The organism is Bradyrhizobium sp. Ses1, assembly GCF_059512365.1.
The window spans coordinates 604,762-622,068 of sequence record NZ_JCAMOQ010000001.1 but is presented as its reverse complement, the minus strand read 5'-3'; the positions used below and the strand labels follow the sequence as shown (position 1 = coordinate 622,068).

At 63.5% G+C, this 17,307-nt stretch carries 14 protein-coding genes and 1 tRNA gene; 6 read left to right on the top strand and 9 right to left on the bottom strand.

Annotated elements, in window-relative coordinates; all coding sequences use genetic code 11:
* Positions 1–298 precede the first annotated feature (298 nt).
* The 3 genes from AC5ZG5_RS02955 to AC5ZG5_RS02945 all read right to left on the bottom strand — a co-directional run bounded on the left by AC5ZG5_RS02955 (position 299) and on the right by AC5ZG5_RS02945 (position 3,853).
* Positions 299–1,186, bottom strand: coding sequence for a cation diffusion facilitator family transporter (locus AC5ZG5_RS02955; protein WP_456640999.1), 888 nt, complete (start codon positions 1,184–1,186; stop codon positions 299–301).
* 593 nt (positions 1,187–1,779) lie between these two features.
* Positions 1,780–2,529 carry an alpha/beta fold hydrolase gene (locus AC5ZG5_RS02950; protein ID WP_496138674.1) on the bottom strand — a complete coding sequence of 250 codons (750 nt, stop codon included), beginning with the start codon at positions 2,527–2,529 and terminating at the stop codon, positions 1,780–1,782.
* A gap of 361 nt (positions 2,530–2,890) precedes the next feature.
* Entirely contained in the window at positions 2,891–3,853 is a 963-nt protein-coding gene (locus tag AC5ZG5_RS02945) for an isocitrate lyase/PEP mutase family protein (RefSeq protein ID WP_456640997.1), read from the bottom strand.
* Positions 3,854–3,943: 90 nt separating this feature from the next.
* Here AC5ZG5_RS02945 and AC5ZG5_RS02940 point away from each other — a divergent pair, with 90 nt between their 5' ends.
* Both AC5ZG5_RS02940 and AC5ZG5_RS02935 read left to right on the top strand, forming a co-directional pair.
* Positions 3,944–4,399 (top strand): MarR family winged helix-turn-helix transcriptional regulator, encoded by a 456-nt coding sequence (locus AC5ZG5_RS02940; RefSeq protein ID WP_456640996.1) that lies wholly within the window; start codon positions 3,944–3,946, stop codon positions 4,397–4,399.
* Positions 4,400–4,568: 169 nt separating this feature from the next.
* Positions 4,569–4,892 (top strand): septal ring lytic transglycosylase RlpA family protein, encoded by a 324-nt coding sequence (locus AC5ZG5_RS02935; protein ID WP_456641016.1) that lies wholly within the window; start codon positions 4,569–4,571, stop codon positions 4,890–4,892.
* 129 nt (positions 4,893–5,021) lie between these two features.
* Here the strand turns inward: AC5ZG5_RS02935 and AC5ZG5_RS02930 are convergent.
* The 3 genes from AC5ZG5_RS02930 to AC5ZG5_RS02920 form a co-directional block, all read right to left on the bottom strand.
* Positions 5,022–5,098, bottom strand: a tRNA-His gene (locus AC5ZG5_RS02930).
* Positions 5,099–5,272: 174 nt separating this feature from the next.
* Positions 5,273–5,707, bottom strand: a complete 435-nt coding sequence (locus AC5ZG5_RS02925; protein ID WP_028167032.1) for a phasin — start codon at positions 5,705–5,707, stop codon at positions 5,273–5,275.
* A 254-nt stretch (positions 5,708–5,961) separates the two neighbouring features.
* Entirely contained in the window at positions 5,962–6,345 is a 384-nt protein-coding gene (locus AC5ZG5_RS02920) for a phasin family protein (RefSeq protein ID WP_456640995.1), read from the bottom strand.
* A gap of 335 nt (positions 6,346–6,680) precedes the next feature.
* Between AC5ZG5_RS02920 and AC5ZG5_RS02915 the strand changes: the two genes are divergently transcribed.
* Together AC5ZG5_RS02915 and AC5ZG5_RS02910 are read left to right on the top strand one after the other, a co-directional pair.
* A complete protein-coding gene (locus AC5ZG5_RS02915) occupies positions 6,681–10,055 on the top strand; it encodes a PAS domain S-box protein (protein ID WP_456640994.1) in 3,375 nt (1,124 codons plus the stop codon).
* A 242-nt stretch (positions 10,056–10,297) separates the two neighbouring features.
* Positions 10,298–11,122 (top strand): metallophosphoesterase family protein, encoded by an 825-nt coding sequence (locus tag AC5ZG5_RS02910; RefSeq protein ID WP_456640993.1) that lies wholly within the window; start codon positions 10,298–10,300, stop codon positions 11,120–11,122.
* Here AC5ZG5_RS02910 and AC5ZG5_RS02905 read toward each other — a convergent pair.
* The 3 genes from AC5ZG5_RS02905 to AC5ZG5_RS02895 form a co-directional block, all read right to left on the bottom strand.
* Positions 11,061–11,546 carry a cyclic nucleotide-binding domain-containing protein gene (locus AC5ZG5_RS02905; RefSeq protein ID WP_028167028.1) on the bottom strand — a complete coding sequence of 162 codons (486 nt, stop codon included), beginning with the start codon at positions 11,544–11,546 and terminating at the stop codon, positions 11,061–11,063. The genes AC5ZG5_RS02910 and AC5ZG5_RS02905 overlap by 62 nt on opposite strands.
* Before the next feature lie 116 nt (positions 11,547–11,662).
* Positions 11,663–12,190: a tautomerase family protein gene (locus AC5ZG5_RS02900; protein WP_456640992.1), complete on the bottom strand. Its 528-nt coding sequence runs from the start codon at positions 12,188–12,190 to the stop codon at positions 11,663–11,665.
* A 102-nt stretch (positions 12,191–12,292) separates the two neighbouring features.
* Positions 12,293–13,312 carry a GlxA family transcriptional regulator gene (locus AC5ZG5_RS02895; RefSeq protein ID WP_456640991.1) on the bottom strand — a complete coding sequence of 340 codons (1,020 nt, stop codon included), beginning with the start codon at positions 13,310–13,312 and terminating at the stop codon, positions 12,293–12,295.
* A gap of 260 nt (positions 13,313–13,572) precedes the next feature.
* On the opposite strand from AC5ZG5_RS02895, the gene AC5ZG5_RS02890 reads away from it, so the two are divergent.
* Entirely contained in the window at positions 13,573–14,601 is a 1,029-nt protein-coding gene (locus tag AC5ZG5_RS02890; RefSeq protein ID WP_456640990.1) for a Fe(3+) ABC transporter substrate-binding protein, read from the top strand.
* A gap of 106 nt (positions 14,602–14,707) precedes the next feature.
* Positions 14,708–16,354 carry an ABC transporter permease gene (locus tag AC5ZG5_RS02885; protein WP_456640989.1) on the top strand — a complete coding sequence of 549 codons (1,647 nt, stop codon included), beginning with the start codon at positions 14,708–14,710 and terminating at the stop codon, positions 16,352–16,354.
* Positions 16,355–17,307: the final 953 nt, after the last annotated feature.

Genomic DNA, 17,307 nt, shown 5'->3' with positions numbered 1-17,307 from the left:
GCAAGCCAAGGTGACGGGAACATCACAGCCGAAGCGCGGCACGGCGTCAGCAGTAAGATGGCCAGAACAAGGAAGGATGATGGCTTGATGGAGCGATACAGGTGCCGGAATTGCAGCGGATGGACTTAGCTGCTGATAACGCTGAAGAAATTCTTTCCAGTAATGTTACATTCGTATCAGGCGCGGGTGTTGCGCAAAAGCTTCATCGCATGGCGAGTTTATGCAGACTCATTCACTCGCTTAGGGATCACCTGATGTCCCGACCTCGATAAGGTCACGCTCAGGCGACAAGCCGGTATCAGACGACGACGATGCCGGAATGTTTGGCCTTCTCTTCCGGCTCCACATGGATGGTGATCCGCCTGTCTTCATCCTCCGCCCGCAAGGCCGCTTCGAGACGGTCACATATCCGATGCGCCTCTGACACCGTCATCTGCCCGGGGACGACGAGGTGGAACTCAATGAACGTGACACGCCCCGCGTGGCGCGTGCGAACGTCGTGAGCTTCCAGCGCACCGGCTGCATGGTCGGCAATCGTCCGCCGAATCGCGTTCAACGTTGCGTCGGGCACCGCTTCATCCAGCAGGCCCCCGGCGGACTCCTTGAGGACCCCCCAACCGGACCACAGGATTGTCGCAGCGACGATCAGGGCAAGCGCAGGATCGAGAAACTCCCATTTCATGACGAGCGCGAGCACAAGCCCGATCAGTATGCCGACGGAAGAGATCACATCGGTCAGGAGATGTCGGCCGTCCGCAACCAGCGCCGGCGAGCGCATGCGTCGTCCCCGCACGATCAACACCCAGGCCCAGGTGGCGTTGACGATGCTGGCGAGCCCGTTCACGAGCAGCCCTTCCGGCACGACAGCCAGTTTTCTCGGGTGCAGGAAGCCGTCATACGCCTCGCGCACGATCAGGAGGGCAGCGATGATGATCATCACGCCTACCAACACCGCACTGAAGTATTCGATCTTGTGATGTCCGAACGGATGATTGGCGTCGGCGGGCTTTGCCGACATGCGAACCGCCCACAATGCAACAACGGCGGTGACGATGTTGACGATGCTTTCGAGCGCGTCGGAGTAGAGCGCAATGGACCCGGTCAGCCAATACGCCAGGTATTTCAAACCGAGCACCAAAACGCTGACGAGAATGCTTCCTATCGCAACGTTCAGTGGCTTGTTCATCGCTCGGATCGTGTTGAGTGGTGGGCCACGTGCTGCACCGAGGCGACGGAAGGCTTGCAACTTCAATCGCAGCGCTCAGATGCGAATGAATTTGAGTTGCGCCCGACACACGCGGAGTGCCGTGGCACGATCAGGACAAGCACGATCCGCGCTACAGGAAGCGGGATCGACTTTTCCTGGGACTTGTTCGAGTTCGGTGATTGATGTCGCGGAGCATCGGCGTCACATCAGAAGACCGCTCGCTCCGCGCAGGCTCGTTTAAGGGGCCCTCAAGGCGTGAGAATTGAGCCTTTCCGTCGACGGTCTGTCATCCCGTCTCACCGGCTCGCTCTTCACCGGATCCACCTTCTCGCACCAAACGCACTTGAGTTCTGTCCTCCCGTTCGCGCTGAGGACCGGGACCAATCTCCTGCCGCAATGCAAACACCGCGTAACCGGGTCCATCGCGTTTCTCCGTCCGGTGCCAACGCAGAAACGGTGCTCACGTTCCTATGTTGGTTGCCAAACAAGCACGCGGAGAGCCCCGCGTGACCAGGGGGAGACGTGGCCTACAGCAGGCTGCCCGCGCCGTTCTCAATCAGCGTCGTTAGTAGCTAGTGACTTGTTATGAAGGCGATGACAGCCTCATCAAAGGCAGGAGCATTTTCGCCGGGAACTGTGTGAGAGACGCCGGGGATCGTTATGCGCCTTCGCGCGGGAAGGCACTTCTCCAACTGGTCCACGATGCGATGAAAGAACTCGGGGCTCCGCTCACCATTCATCAGAAGTGTTGGCGCCGAAATGCGCTTTGCCATTTCGCAAGTAAACACCGGACGTGGGCGGGAACTTATCGCGTCCGCAACGGCTGACGCCGCATTGTCGGACATCATTTTCCGATCGGCATCTGATCGTCGGTCGTAGGTGCCGGGTCCGCCAACCGCTTCCGCAAAGAGGCGCTGCCCTGCGTCGATATCGTCCCTTCGGAACGCTTCCCGTGTGGACGCGAATCGAGCGGCCCACTCTTTCAGTATCTCTGCGCTTCCCGGCGTCCCGGCGAGCAGCCCCGCGGCCGGCGGTTCGTTGACGACCAGCGTTATCACCATCTCGGGATGATTGGATGCGAAGAACAGCGCGGCATGTGCACCGGCAGAGTGCGCGACGATGTGCGCGCGTTTTATGCCGAGCTCAGCGAGGATGGCGGCCAGATCCTCGCCGTGAACGTCGGCCGCGGCATCAGGCAGGCCGTCTTTGCTCGTTGCGTTGGGAAAATGGTTCTGCCGGCTATAGGCAATCACGCGATGGTTTTTTGAAAGCGCCGGAAGGTGCCCGTTCCAGAAACGATAATCCTGAAGCCCGCCGTGCACGAGAACGATCGGGTCGCCCTCGCCGGCCTCGACATAGGCGAATTTCGTGTCCGCGGCCCTTAGCTCTTTGACGTTATCGGCCATGACTGGCGAGGAGAATCCAACCGCGAGAGCGACGCCGGCGAGCGGCCCCTTGATTCCGAAGTGCATGATCGAACTCCAGCAGTTGAGGCAGAACACCATACCACCCCAACCGTGAACTCACCATGCGTTGTTGCGTTGCAGCCGTTGATCAACCGAGAGCTGGAAGCGGGCTGGGCATTCCGGCGCGTCCGACCATGCGCAATACCGCTCGCTTCCCGGTGTCGCATGACGGCGGACAGCCCTGCTCCGCTAGCCGATGCGTCGCGCGCGTGATGGCTCAGCCCTGCGCCGACACGTTCTCCGCTGCCAAGAGATCCGCGTATCTGTTTTCGAAGTCCCAGATTTTCTGGAAGCCGATCATCTTCACGAAGTCCTGGAAGGCGAAGAGCGGGGTCTCGACCAGCCTTCCATCGGCGTGAGCCTCATAGACGCTTTGAAGCGCTTGTGCGGCCGCAAACAGTCCCGCGGTGGGGTAAATGGCAGCGCTGAAGCCGATCTCCTCGAGCTTTTTTTGCGGAAGTATCGGCGTTTTGCCGCCGTGAAGTTGGTTGGAGACCAGCGGCGCGTCGACTGAGGCACCAATTGTCTTCATCTCGTCCACGGATTCCGGTGCCTCGATGAAGATCGCGTCGGCTCCGGCCTCGGAGTATGCGACCGCGCGGCTTATCGCCTCGTCCAGCGATACTGCCGTTCTTGCGTCCGTTCGCGCCAGGATCAGGAATTCCTTCGACGAACGCGCATCGCAAGCCACCTTGATCTTGCTCACCATCTCTTGGGTCGAGATGATGTGACGATTGGGCGTGTGCCCGCACTTCTTTGGAATCTGCTGATCCTCGATCTGGATCATCGCCACGCCGGCTTTCTCGTAACCGCGCACGGTATGATGCACGTTCAGCAGACCACCATAGCCGGTATCGCCATCTGCAATGACTGGCTTATCCACGGCTTGCGCGATTGCGCTCGCCCGGTCGAGCATGTCAGTATAGGTCGCAAGGCCGGCGTCCGGATATCCCAGATAGGATGCGACGGTGCCGAACCCCGTCATGTACAGCGCCTTCGCATTGGTCTGGGCCGCGATTTTTGCCGATACCAGATCGAAAACGCCGGGTGCGGCAATGAACTCTCGCGCCTCCAGCATTTCCCTGATTGTTTTCTTGGCCATGTTGATCTCCCATGCGGGCCGCTCGCGCTGACGCTTAGGGCGGGCTGGGGCTGGCAGCTCGAGCGCGAGGCGCGCCATTTATCTCCGATAATATCTATGCAGTAATAGCTATATGAAAGTCGCTATCGCAGCCTTGTGATGCCAAATATAGCTATCTAGTATAGCTATATGAACAGCCGAACTCCTCGCCACGAAGTCACGACGTTTCGCAACCAGTTCATGAATCTCTCGCGCCGACTGCGCCGCGAAGCCCACGCTGACGATCGCTCCTGGGTGCGATTGCAGTTGCTTGGAGCCATTGAGCGGGCCGGGGACGCTGCCACGCCAACCATGCTTGGCGAATCCGAGAATATGCGATCCTCGAACCTGGCAGCCGCGCTTCGCGAGCTCAAGGCGGACGGACTGATCATCCGGATGCCCGACGCCAAGGACCGTCGTAAGGTCAGAGTCCGCCTAAGCCGAGCCGGCCGGGAAGTGCTTCACAGGAACATCACCCGTCGCGAGCAATGGCTCGCGGACGCGATCGAGCGATGCCTGACGAGGGAAGAACGGGCCTTGCTGTTCAAGGCAGGAGAACTCCTGAACCGCCTCGCCTCAGTCGGCGGGACCGCTTCGGGAAAGTGAGGACGGATCGCCCTCTTCCACCGATCGTATCCAGATTTTGTGCCCGGCCGCGAGCGGCGTCTTCCTTGACAAACCCGTGCAGAACATCACAGCCAAAGCGCGGCGGCAGGAGGAACCTAGAGGCTCCGGAAAAGTTGGCGGAGCGGGCAGGATCCTGGAAGAGGACGCGATGATCCGCCCAATATGCACCGCCTTGGCGGTCACGTGTTTATCTGCCTCAGCATTTGCCGAAACTTGTGTTGCCTCTCGTTATGGCTACATCGGCAGCCGAACCGCATCGGGCGAGCGGATGGATCCAAACGCGATGACTGCAGCGCATCGTACCAAGCCCTTCGGCTCTCACGTCACAGTTACCTCACACTCAACCGGTCGAAGCGTCACCGTTCGGATCAACGACCGTGGTCCCTTCATAAAGCGACGCTGCATAGACTTATCCACCGGAGCCGCGCGTGCACTTGGGATGGCCGGGACCGCGTTGGTCTCACTCGAATAAGACGCGCGAAAGTTGAGTATCGTTTCGAGATCAGCGCGCGCCTGAACACGCATTGGCAGTCGTGCTCATTCCTAATTCGGGTCGCTACCCAAATTGGAAGCGAACAAAGCGCAAATTGTTTGATTTGGTTGGTACAGTTGGGTGGGCTCGAACCACCGACCTCCTGTTCCACAGACAGGCGCTCTAACCAACTGAGCTACAACTGCATCCTCGGACGAGGCCGCGCAAAGGGGCCTCGCGAATGGGCCGGAAACTAGGTGCAACGCCCCGCTTTGGCAAGGCCGAACGCGGGACTTTCCCGCGTCCAAAGAGCTCCAAAGCTCTCTCAAAACAAAAGGCCCGGGCTCAGTTGCCCGGGCCTTTCTGCGGTTTTGCCTCGATCAGGCGGCCGGCTTGTAATATTTCGAGGCGCTGGCCTTGATCGGCTCGGCGGTCTGGTTGGCGACCTTCTGGCCGAGTTCGGTCAGTTCCTTGGCCTGGGCGCTGAAGGCCTCGAGGCTCTTGCGGGTCTGAGTGGTCCACAGTTCCAGAGCCTCGGAGGGCGTCTTGGCGCCGAGCAGTTCCTGGGCGAAATCGAGCGCCGAGGTGGTGTTGGCCTTCACGAACTCCATCACCTTGGCGGTATATTCGCTCGCGCCCTTGCTGGCGCTGGTGAACACCGCCTCAATGGTGCCGTTATGGGCCTCGGCGGCGTCCTTGAACTTGGCGTAGTTGTCGCGCGCCTGCGAAACGCCCTTTTCGGCGAACGCGCGCATCTGCTCGGGAACTTCGAACGGAATGATAGAAGCGGAAAACGGATCAGTCGAACTGGTCATCGCATGCATCCTTCACAACGGGGTAAAGTCCGGTGACCCCATTGCGAACGCCGCAGCCCGCAAGGACCGAGAACGGTCGAATTGGATCACGCTGCCTAGTTCCTATTCCACGGAATGCCCTGTCCCTGGGCAGGACAAGTAAAGCTCTTTATCATGTCAATTTTGTGCAACGCAACGTTAAATCGATGCGATGCCGAATTTGTCGGCCCACGGTCCCGAGGGTTTCCGACCTGCGGCTAATGCCGCGCCAAACCTCACGATTTCGGCTTGATCGCGTCCATCGCGGCGCGGCTGACGATCTGGCCCATTTCGCTCGCCTGCTGCGCCAGCGCGCGCATCTGGGCCTGCACATATTCGCCGTGCAGCCGCATCACTTCGCTGACGTCCTTGGCCTTCACGAGGGATTCCGCATAGTCCAGCGACGCCTTGACGTTGTTTTCGGCGTAAGTGAGCGCCTTGCTCGAAATGTCCTTGGCGCCGGCGCGAACCGTGGCGCTGCGCTCCTCCAGCGAGCCTGCGGTCTCCTGTGCGTCGGCCAGAAACTTCTCGAAGGTCTTGCGGGCCTGCTCGAAGCTCGCCTCGGCCATCGATCGCACGTCCTTCGGAATCTCGAAACGGTCCGGCGCATCGTTGCTCATGGTCCACTCCTTGTTCTCTGCCAGGCCTTTTTGGCCCTTTCCTCCCCGCTCGGGTCGCACCAGCCTACCGTCAAAAGACCTCGCCCGAATGACGAAGCTTTTTTGCGGTCGTGAACTTTTGACGCAGGTTTACAAGGTACAACGCCAAAGCAGGCTTGATCGTTCGGGCGAGTTAACGTTATCGCGGCTAGGATCGTCGGTCGTTTGGCGAGGCCGTGGACCTGCCGCGTCGCACTTGCGATACTAACGGTCTGTTAAGGCTGTCGTCGTTTGGCCGCCGATTTCTTTCAGCGATCGGCGAGCGAGAAGCGAAACCGTGCGGTCAAGTTGTCGCGATGAATAGTGCGGAATTCCAGTTGCAGGGCCTCGGCGATCCCAGGCTGGCCGTGCATGCAACGAGCCCCCTGCCCACCTGGCTGTGGTCAATCGACGGCAAGCGGGTGTTGTGGGCCAATCCGGTCGGCGCGCAATCGTTCGGCGCCGGGAACGGCACGGCACTTGTGGGAAAGGTGTTCGGGCCGGCCGACCAGCATCGGCGGCAGGTCGCGCAGCTCGCCGGCCGCCTGCCGCAAAATGGCGCGGTGCGGCTGGAGCGGCTGCGCGGCTTCGGCGCACCGCTTGGCATGCTCGCGACCTGCGCCTGCTCGCGGCTCGAATTCGCCGATGGCCGGCATGCCGTCCTGATCGCCGCCGCGAGCGGCGCGACCGATCGCACGATGCCCCTCCTCGAGCGGCTCTCCCGCCTGGTCCGGGACGTCAAGATACCGATCGCCGCGTTCACGCGCGACGGCATGTTCGTCGGCGCCAGCGACGCCGCCCGGGCGCTGCTCGGCTTCCGAAATCTCACCGAGGCCGGCCTTGATGCCGCGCGCGAAGACGCGCTCCGGCAGGGCCGGGTCGAAACCTCCTTCCGCATCGGCCACATGGTGCTGCAGCGCGTCGGCAGCGGCGCGGATGTCGGCCTCATCGCGCTGCTGATGCCCGCGGTCACAGAGACCGAGGTCGCGCCTTCTCCGCCGGAAACCACGGCCGGCCCTGCGGCCAGGCAGCCATTCTACGAGCAGCCCGCTTTGTCAGGGGAAGCGCCCGCCGAATTCGCGCTGTTCGACGCGCTGGATACGGACCCCGAGGAAGCCGAGCCCTCGCCCTTCATCGCGCCGGTCGCCGACGAGCCGTCGGCGCCGGTCGCAACGCCCTTGTCCTACACGACGCCGGATGGACGCACGCCGGCCGGCGCGTCCGAAAAGACGCCGTCATGGCATGACGAGCCGCTGCCGAATACGCGCCGCACCCCGCTGCGCTTCATGTGGCAGATGGACCGCGAAGGCCGCTTCTCGCTCGGCTCGGACGAGTTCACCCGGCTGATCGGCGTGCAGGCCGCGGCCGGCTTCGGCCGGCTGTGGAGCGACATCGCCGACAGGTTCGGCCTCGATCCCGAAGGACTGATAATGAAGGCCTTTGCCACCCAGGACACCTGGAGCGGCATCACGCTGAACTGGCCGGTCGATGGCGGCGGCCGGCTCAGGATCGAATTGTCGGGCCTGCCGATTTTCGACCGCGCGCGCAATTTCGCCGGCTATCGCGGCTTTGGCGTCTGCCGCGATTTCGACGGTCTGGCGCGGCTGGAGGCGCTGCGCCGCTACGAATTTTTCAGTGGACCGCCGGCCCAGCCACTGTCCGCCGACACAATTCCGGCCGAGCCTGAACGATCCGAGGTGCGAGAGGCGCCGCGCCCCGAGGTCTCATCCGGCGCGGCGCCGCCGACAGAGCCCGCTGCGGCAACTGCAACCAGTGCCGAACTGCCCGAGCCGAACGCGTCCGAGATTTCACAACAGAGCGATTTGGAAACGATTTTGGATACGCCCAAGGACATCTCAACGGAAACGCCGGTGGAGGCGCCCGGCAACGTGCTGCCATTCCGTCCGCCCGGCGAACCGAAGCCGCCGTCGCTGACGCCGGTCGAGAACAACGCCTTCAACGAACTGGCGCGGCAATTATCGGCACGGCTCGAAAGCCAGCTCGCGGCAGCGCCGACGCCATCGGCCACCGAAGAGCCGATCGCCGAAGCGCCGCCCCCGCCTGCGGAAGCGCACGAACCCGCTTTCGAGCCACCGAGCGCGGAACAGCCGGCGACTGTCGCGCCGGCGACTGTCGCGCCGGAATGGCTGAGCGAGCCCGAGCCGGCACCGCGCGGCGAAGCCAGGCGCGACCGCGCGCTGCTCGACCTCATGCCGACCGGTGTCCTGATCTACCGGCTCGACCGCCTGCTCTATGCCAACCCCGCTTTCCTTGAGCGGATGGGATATGAGAGCGTGCGCGCGCTTGAGGATGCCGGCGGACTGGATGCGCTCTATGTCGAGCCCGGCGTCTCGGCCACCAGCAGCACCTCCGACTCTGGCACGCCGGTGCGGATCGCAGCAGCCCCGCCGCATGGCGATGCCGGCCATCCGAGCGCCGAGGCGCACCTTCACACGATCTCCTGGGACGGCGATTCCGCGCTCGCCTTGATCTTCGCCGAGCGGCGCGATGAGGGCGCGGCCATTGCGGCGGCGATGGCGGCGGAGCCGCTTCCGCCTGACGTACCGCCGGGGACAGGACTGGCCGATGCCGAGGAGCTCGGCGCCATCCTCGACACCGCGGCCGAGGGTGTCGTGATGTTCGATGCCGAGGGCAACATCAATTCCTGCAACCGCAGCGCCGAGGCGCTGTTCGGCTATGACGGCGACGAGCTCGTGCAGCGCAACCTCGCCGATCTCTTTGCGCCCGAAAGCCAGCGCGTCATGCTCGACTATCTTGAGAGCATCAAGGGCGAAGGTGTCGCGAGCCTGCTCGACCACGGCCGCGAGGGGCTCGGGCGCGTGCGTCAGGGCGGCCTCGTGCCGCTGTCGATCACCATGGGCCGCACCCGCGCCGACGGGCCAAACTTCTTTGCAGTGTTCCGCGATCTGTCGCAGGCCAAGAGGAGCGAGAGCGAGCTGCGCGAGGCCAAGCGCCTCGCCGAGCGCGCGGCGATCGCGAAGGCCGACATGCTGGCGCGGATCAGCCACGAAGTGCGCACGCCGCTGAATGCCATCATCGGCTTTGCCGAAGTGATGATCGGCGAGCGTTTCGGCACGCTCGGCAATGAGCGCTATCTCGAATACATGAAGGACATCCGCGCTTCCGGCGAGCACGTGCTGGCGATCATCAACGATCTGCTCGACCTTTCGCGAATCGAGACCGGCAAGCTCGACCTCGCCCTCACCGACCAGAACCTCAATGAAATGGTCGAAAGCTGCGTCGCGGTGATGCAGCCGCAGGCCAACCGCGAGCGCATCATCATCCGCACCTCGCTTGCGCATATGCTGCCGCCGGTGCTGGCGGATGCGCGCGCGCTGCGCCAGATCACGCTCAATCTGATCGGCAACTCGATCCATCTCGCCAATGCGGGCGGCCAGGTCATCGTCTCGACCGCATTGTCCGATTTCGGCGAGGTGATGCTGCGCGTCCGCGACACCGGACAGAGCCTCAACGACAACGAGGTCGCCGCAGCCCTCGAACCGTTCCGCACGCCGGCGCCGTCGGACCAGACCACCGAGGGCTCCGCCGTCAGCCTGTCGCTGACGAAGGCCTTGGTCGAGGCAAACCGCGCCAGATTCCACATCAAGACCGGGGGCCGCTCCGGCACCCTGATCGAAGTGGCGTTCCCCCACGCCACCGCGCGGGCGTGAGCACGATCCCGTAGCCCGGGTGAAGCCCAGCGCAACCCGGGACAGGCGCATCCGCGTTCGCGAGCGGCCCTGGTTACGTTGCGCTGCACCCGGCCCACGGCGCTGCGGGGATGTGTCGCGTTCGCGGGATGCGACACGGCACAATTATTGCTCGATTTTCCCGACGTGAATGCAATCGGCGCCTGACGCGCCCAATTCCTGAGCAATTTGATTTCACCCCATCGGATCCTGATCGAGGTCCCATGCGCTGCCTGGTCGTTGCCGATCTGCATTATTCATTGCCGCAGTTCGACTGGCTGCTCGCGGCGGCGCCGCAATTCGACCTGGTGATCTTTGCCGGCGATGCGCTCGACATCTCATCGATCGTCGATTTCCGCGCCCAGATCGTCGTGGTGAAGAAATATCTTTCGCTGCTCGCAGCCCGCACCCGCGTCATCCTCTGCTCCGGCAATCACGATCTCGACGAACGCAATCCCGACGGCGAGAAGATCGCGCGCTGGGTCTCTGACGTCAGGGAGCTCGGGATCGCCGGCGACGGCGACAATCTGACGATCGGCGATACGCTGTTCACGGTGTGCCCGTGGTGGGACGGCCCAAAGGTGAAGGAGCGGCTCGACGCGCAGCTTCGTAACGCCGCCGTCAATCGGCCCGCGAATTGGATCTGGGTGCATCACGCGCCGCCCGCAAACTCGCCGACGAGCTGGGGCGGCAAGCGCTTCTTCGGCGATGTCGAGCTGGTGCAATGGATCCAGCGCCATCAGCCGTCCATGGTGATATCAGGCCATGTGCACCAGTCGCCGTTCATTCCTGATGGCTCGTGGTTCGATCGGTTAGGCGCGACCTGGGTGTTCAACACCGGCCGCATGCCCGGCCGTCCGCCGACTTGTATCGTACTTGATATCGACCAAGGCAGCGCGTTCTGGCTGGCACCGGGCGAGGAGCAGACCATCGATCTCAACGCATCGCTGCAGCCGGCCGCCCGGATCGAGAACCCGCCGCCCTGGCTCACATCCTTGGGTCTGATTGCCGATCCGATCCTGGCGCGACCTGCATCGGCGGCAGGTTGATCATGCTCTGCAGGATCTCGCCGACCATCGCCAGATGCGTGCCATGGTCGGCATATTGGTGCATGAGATCGGCGAGATAGGTGGTGGCGACGTTGAGCCGTTGTGCGAGCAGCCGGGCCAGCAGCAGCGCCACTTCCGGCTGCTCGCGCAGGAAGGCCGCCGCATCATCGAATTCATAGACCAGCGAGTCGGATGCGGCGCGCACCGTTGCGGTGTGCGGCTGATCGAGCAGCACACTCATCTCACCGAGCACGGCGCCGGGCTCAGCGAGCACCGCGACCACGGCATCGCCCTTGATCACCTCCAGCCGCCCTTCGATCAGCACGAACAGATGCCCGGTCTTGCCGCCCTCATGGATGATGAGCGCGCCGGACGGCACCTGCCGCCGAACTGCCCCGCCGCAATGATCCAGGATCGCCCGCATCCGAACTCCACCTCCCCGCAAGGAAGACTAGGCGCAGACTTCCCCGAGGGGAAACGCATTAGCTGGGCGCGCTGCCCAAATTGTCGGCACTTCGGGGGACGCCGCAGGACGACACATCAATCGATCCCCTTGCGCGCGGCATCGACCGCGCCGGCCAAGAGTTCGAGCGCCTTCACGCGGCGCCGCCGTGCCAATCGCTCCTCACCGACCTTCCGCTCGTGCTTGCCGGCGATGAAGGCCTGGATGTCCGGCAACGTGCGTATCGCGCCGCGGCTGCCCCATTGGCCGTCTGGCACCTCGGTGGGAAATACCCAGACGCGCTGCGCGACGTCCTCGAACGTGCCGCCGTCGGCGCGCACCACGGCGTCGGTGACGTCCTTCACCAAGGCCCTGCGCGAAGCTTCCGTGTACTGCCCTTCGGGCACCGTCGGGACGATACGGTATCGCGGCGAGGCCGAGTGTTGGCCCGCGACATAGACGGCGGCCGGCCGATGCAGGTACACGACCGTCACGCTTTGGGCGACCTCATTGGTGGGGTCGAATCCCTCGTGCCCGATCAGGAGATCGCCGAGTTCCTTGATCAGCCGCGCTTCGGCTTCCGGTTTCAGCGCGCCCTCCGGAATGGTGACATCGATCATCGGCATAAAGACCTCCTGAGCTCGTTCGCAAGCCGAGGTCTAGATGCTGAGCGGTTCTGCCGAGAGTGGCAGTATCGCCATGTTTCGAGGAAATTCGGACAGGCGCGGCTACGCAGCCGGCGCCGCGCTGGCGTTACGGCGCGCGAAACGGCATTGATATTCGCGAGGCGAAAGCCCGGTTTCGCGCTTGAACAGGCGACGGAAGGTGGAGAGATCGTTGTAGCCGACACGGGCGCTGACCGCATCGACGCTCAAGCCTTTGGTTTCGAGCAGCCGCTTTGCCACGTCGACGCGCAGCGCTTGCAGGTAATGGAGCGGCGCCTCGCCGGTCGCGAGCTTGAAGCGGCGATTGAGCGTGCGCTCGCTGACCGCAAGATGCTGCGCGAGTTCGGCGAGGCTGAACCCATGTTGTAGTGACTTTTCCATCCAGCGCTGCGCCCGTGCCACCAGCGCGTCCGAATGCTGCGGCGCGCTCGGCATGCTGGCGTAGGAGGTCTGCGAGACGCGGTTTGAGTCGATCAGCATCAACTTGCCGGTTTCGGCCGCCACTTCGAGGCCAGCAAATTTCTCAACCAGGCGAAGCGCCAGATTGAGCGACGTCGTCACCGCGGCGGAGCAGACGATGCGGTTCTGCTCGGTCAGGATTTCCGAGACCCGGAGGTCCACTTCGGGGTAACGTTGGGCGAATGCTTTCGCCTTCGCCCAATGCGTCGTGGCAACGCCACCGTCGAGCAGGCCGGCCTCGGCGAGAATGAAACTGCCGGTACAGTAGGAGGCGAGCAGCGCGCCGCGCGCGTGCTGGCGGCGCAGCGCAGCAAGCAGCGGTTCGACAATGTCGATTCTTTCGAAGAAGCGCTCGATGTTGACAACGAAGGGTCCCGGCACGACCACCGCATCCACGGCGGCACGTGCGCTGATCGGCCCGTCGACCTCGATGACCTGGCCCGAAGCGGTCTCGACCGGCTTGCCGTCCAGCGACTCGACCCGCCATTGCAGCAGCGGCGCTCTTGCCCCGCGATGGTGAGGCCGTTCTGCCCATACCGCATTGGCCGCTGTGAAGACGTCGATCGCTCCCGCCACGCCGGAGGCGAGGATGCCGTCATAGACCCAGATCCGGACGAGCGGCATGGTCCTGTCCGATTTTGCTCATGAGGGGGCGATACTGCCATCCCGCGTTCTGACGAACAAGGTGAACAACAAGGCCTGGAGGAAAATGCCCGGCCCCGACGACACTCCGCCGAGTCGTGGAATCCAAATTTGGAATCGCTCTAAGTCGTTACGCTGGAATCACTCTAAATCAGGCCGTTCGCGACATCGGGTCGCGGACATCTTGGCGTCGGCTGCGCTAGGCACTCCGGTACCGCGTGACATCCTGCCGGAGCAGCCTCATGATCAACTTTCGCGTCCTCGCCGCGTCAGCGGCGGCGCTGTGCCTGACCTTGCCCGTCGTCTCGACCGCATCAGCCGACAATGGCGAAGTCAACGTTTACACCTATCGCGAGACCAAGCTGATCCAGCCGCTGTTCGATGCCTTCACCAAGGACACCGGCATCAAGGTCAATGTCGTCTCGGCGAGTTCAGGGCTGGAGCAGCGCATCAAGGCGGAGGGCGCCAACAGCCCGGCCGATGTGCTCTTGACGGTTGATATCGGCCGCATCGACGAAGCGGTACAGGCCGGCGTGACCCAGCCGATCAAGTCGGAGGTGGTTGAGAAGATCGTCCCGGCGCAATATCGCGATCCGGACGGGCATTGGGCCGGCATCTCCATGCGCGCTCGCGTGATCTATGCCTCCAGGGACCGCGTCAAGCAGGACAAGATCACCTATGAGGAGCTCGCCGACCCCAAGTGGAAAGGCAAGATCTGCATCCGCTCCGGCCAGCACATCTACAACAATGCGCTGTTCGCGGCCTACGTGGCCAAGCACGGCGAGGCCAAGGCCGAGGAATGGCTGCGTGGCGTCAAGGCCAATCTGGCGCAAAAGCCGTCGGGCGGCGATCGCGAAGCCGCGCGCGACGTCGCCGCGGGCAAATGCGACATCGGCATCGGCAACACCTATTACTGGGCGCTGATGATGAACAACGATCCCGACAAGAAGCCGTGGGCGGAGGCGACCCGCGTCGTCCTGCCGACCTTCGAGGGCGGCGGCACCCATGTCAATCTGTCCGGCGTGCTGCTCGCCAAGCATGCGCCCAACAAGGCCAACGCCGTGAAGCTGATCGAATGGCTCGCCGGCGAGCAGGCACAGCAGTTGTATGCCGACCAGAACTACGAATATCCGGTTCGTGCCAACGTTGCGGTCAATCCCACCATCGCGGGCTACGGCACGCTGAATGCCGACAGCCTGCCGATCTCGAAGATCGCCGCGAGCCGCAAGGCGGCGGCAACGCTGGTGGACAAGGTCGGCTTTGACAACTGACCTCTGGCGGCCCTCTTCTTCGCTACCACCCCCGCCTGCGGGGGAAGGCCAGGGTGGGGGCACTGCCAAGATTGTTACTGCTCGCGTGGAGAAAGCCCGCACCCGCGTGACGCGACGCGTCTACGCCGGGCGAATCGCCGCGGCGATCGCGGTGGCGACTGCGGCGCTTGTCGCCGCGCCCGTCATCTCGATCGTTTCGCTTTCCATGCAGCCGGCGCCGGAAGTGTGGCACGACCTGATCAACTACGTGCTGCCCGTGGCGATGATCGACACCGCGCTTCTGCTCGCCGGTGTCGGTGCGCTGACGCTTCTGCTCGGTGCCGGCACGGCGTGGCTGATCTCGCGCTATGATTTCCGCGGCCGCCGCACGCTGCTGTGGCTGATGCCGCTGCCGCTGGCGGTCCCGACCTATCTCGCGGCCTATGTCTACGCCGATTTGTTCGAGCCGCTCGGCCTTGTCCATCGCACGCTCGGGATCTGGCTGCCGCTCCGTGACGCCGTGGGCTGGCTGCCCAATCTGCGATCCCTGCCCGGCGCGATTGTCGTGATCGGACTGGTGCTCTACCCCTACGTCTATCTGTCGGCGCGGGCGATGTTCCAGTTTCAGACGGCAGAATTCGCGGAGGTCGCGAAGACGCTCGGCGCCGGCAAATGGACCGTGTTCTGGCGCGTCTCGCTGCCGATGGCGCGGCCGGCGCTTGCGGTCGGCGTGGCGCTTGTGTCGCTGGAGACGTTGAACGATATCGGCGCCAGCGAATATCTCGGCATCCGCACGCTGACGGTTTCGATCTTCACCACCTGGCTCAACCGCGGCAGCCTCGCCGGTGCTTCGCAGCTCGCCTGCCTGATGCTCGCCATCGTCGCCGGGCTCGTCCTCATGGAGCGCTACGGCCGCCGCAATACCAATGCCGAACTCGCCGCCGAAAGCCCGCGGCTCACGCCGCGAACACCGCTGGTCGGCGCTCGCGCGTGGTCGGTATTCGCAACATGCCTGCTGCCGGTGCTGATCGGCTTCGTCGTGCCGCTGCTCTATCTCGTGCATCAAAGCGTCAGGCGCGGGCTGCTCGCCAATTTCGATGCGTCGCTGTGGCGCCACGCGTTCCACTCGGTCGCGTTTGCAACCCTGGCCACGCTGCTGGCGCTGCTGCTCGGGTTCTCCACCATCATCGCTCATCGCTGGCGGCCAAGTCCGTTGCAGCATATCGCGATGAACATCTCGCAGGCCGGCTACGCGTTGCCCGGCCTCGTGATCGCGCTTGGCCTGCTCGCGCCGGTGCTGGCCGTCGACAACGCCCTGAACGCGCTCGCCGGGTGGACCGGAGGATCGCTGCCGGGATTGATCCTGATGGGCTCGGGCTCAGCCGTGGTGATGGCCTACGCGATCCGCTTCCTGGCGGTGCCGACCGGCCTGATCAAAGCCGGCTTCGAACAGATCCCACGCGATTATGACGAGAGCGCCCGCGCCGTCGGCGCCGGTCAGGCCACGATTCTGCACCGGATCCACCTGCCGCTGTTGAAGCCCGCCCTGTTCGGCGCCGCGATCATCGTGTTCGTCGATTGCCTGAAGGAGTTGCCAGCAACGCTTCTGCTGCGCCCGCTGAATGTCGAGACGCTGTCGACCTCGATCTACCAATTCGCCAGCCGCGGCAGCTTCGAGGAAGGCGCACTCGCCGCGCTCCTGATCATCGCCGCCAGCATCGGGCCGGTGGCGTGGCTGACACGCTTCTCCGACGTGCCCAACGGCCCGGCGTAGTCGCGCGGCGCACTCCGCTCTCGCCGTCATTCCGGGGCGCGCGTAGCGCGAGCTACGATGTGCAATTGCACATCAGAGAATCCATCGGGCCGCATGCGCAGGCGGAGAAATGGATTCCGGGCTCGTCCTTCGGAAGCCCCGGAATGACGGCGGAGAAAAATTCGCGAGCAATTTCAAACTGATTTGCCCCGTCCACCCCTCACGCAAAAAACATTCCGCTTCCGTCGTCGGGCAAATCAGTGATTTAACTCCGCGCGTCTCACCCAGATGAGGGGCGGCTCGCGATCGTCACGAACGTTGCGGTGAGATGCGGTGGACGTGATGCGTGTGACTGACGAGCACACACATCACGGACGGCGAAGTCGTGTGGTCCTGGCGCCCCGACGCTGGCGCTAAGCTTCTTACGAAGTGACGGTGGCAAGAAAGCCCGGTCACCGGGGAGAGCGCGAAGGAAACCGTAACACCATCGCGCAGGGAAAGCCGGAATGCTTCGGTTGAACCTGTGGTCCTACCCCCGTGCTTTTTGTTGCACGGGACCCACGGGTGCAACCGGCACCCGGCTTTCCCTGCGCCCTCTGTTTTCGAGGAGGGTGAAACGAGAGCAAAGCTCGGGCGTGACACGCCGCGAGAATGCGAACTCACATCCCCACTGCTGTTTGAAAATTGAATCGGAATGCCAGCCCCGTCATTGCGAGCGCAGCGAAGCAATCCATCGCGCCACTTGCGGAGGCATGGATTGCTTCGCTGCGCTCGCAATGACGACAATAGTGGAGAGAGCGTGCGATACGACGCTTTCTCCGTGCCCGTTGATGCGCCCTCTCCCCTTGTGGGAGAGGGCTACTCCGGCGTCGGCAATGAAACTCATTTGGGTGAGGGGTCTCTCTCCACGAGCACCGTCGCCCGCGGGGACAACCCCTCATCCGTCGCACATTTCATGCGCGCCACCTTCTCCC

What these genes read in the sequence shown, in the direction of transcription:
- AC5ZG5_RS02890 (WP_456640990.1), top strand. Translation starts at nt 13,573, where the DNA reads ATGATCAACTTTCGCGTCCTCGCCGCGTCAGCGGCGGCGCTGTGCCTG.
- AC5ZG5_RS02940 (WP_456640996.1), top strand. Translation starts at nt 3,944, where the DNA reads ATGAACAGCCGAACTCCTCGCCACGAAGTCACGACGTTTCGCAACCAG.
- AC5ZG5_RS02955 (WP_456640999.1), bottom strand. Translation starts at nt 1,186, where the DNA reads ATGAACAAGCCACTGAACGTTGCGATAGGAAGCATTCTCGTCAGCGTT.
- AC5ZG5_RS02905 (WP_028167028.1), bottom strand. Translation starts at nt 11,546, where the DNA reads ATGCGGGCGATCCTGGATCATTGCGGCGGGGCAGTTCGGCGGCAGGTG.
- AC5ZG5_RS02945 (WP_456640997.1), bottom strand. Translation starts at nt 3,853, where the DNA reads ATGGCGCGCCTCGCGCTCGAGCTGCCAGCCCCAGCCCGCCCTAAGCGT.
- AC5ZG5_RS02910 (WP_456640993.1), top strand. Translation starts at nt 10,298, where the DNA reads ATGCGCTGCCTGGTCGTTGCCGATCTGCATTATTCATTGCCGCAGTTC.
- AC5ZG5_RS02900 (WP_456640992.1), bottom strand. Translation starts at nt 12,190, where the DNA reads ATGCCGATGATCGATGTCACCATTCCGGAGGGCGCGCTGAAACCGGAA.
- AC5ZG5_RS02920 (WP_456640995.1), bottom strand. Translation starts at nt 6,345, where the DNA reads ATGAGCAACGATGCGCCGGACCGTTTCGAGATTCCGAAGGACGTGCGA.
- AC5ZG5_RS02915 (WP_456640994.1), top strand. Translation starts at nt 6,681, where the DNA reads ATGAATAGTGCGGAATTCCAGTTGCAGGGCCTCGGCGATCCCAGGCTG.
- AC5ZG5_RS02935 (WP_456641016.1), top strand. Translation starts at nt 4,569, where the DNA reads ATGATCCGCCCAATATGCACCGCCTTGGCGGTCACGTGTTTATCTGCC.
- AC5ZG5_RS02895 (WP_456640991.1), bottom strand. Translation starts at nt 13,312, where the DNA reads ATGCCGCTCGTCCGGATCTGGGTCTATGACGGCATCCTCGCCTCCGGC.
- AC5ZG5_RS02925 (WP_028167032.1), bottom strand. Translation starts at nt 5,707, where the DNA reads ATGACCAGTTCGACTGATCCGTTTTCCGCTTCTATCATTCCGTTCGAA.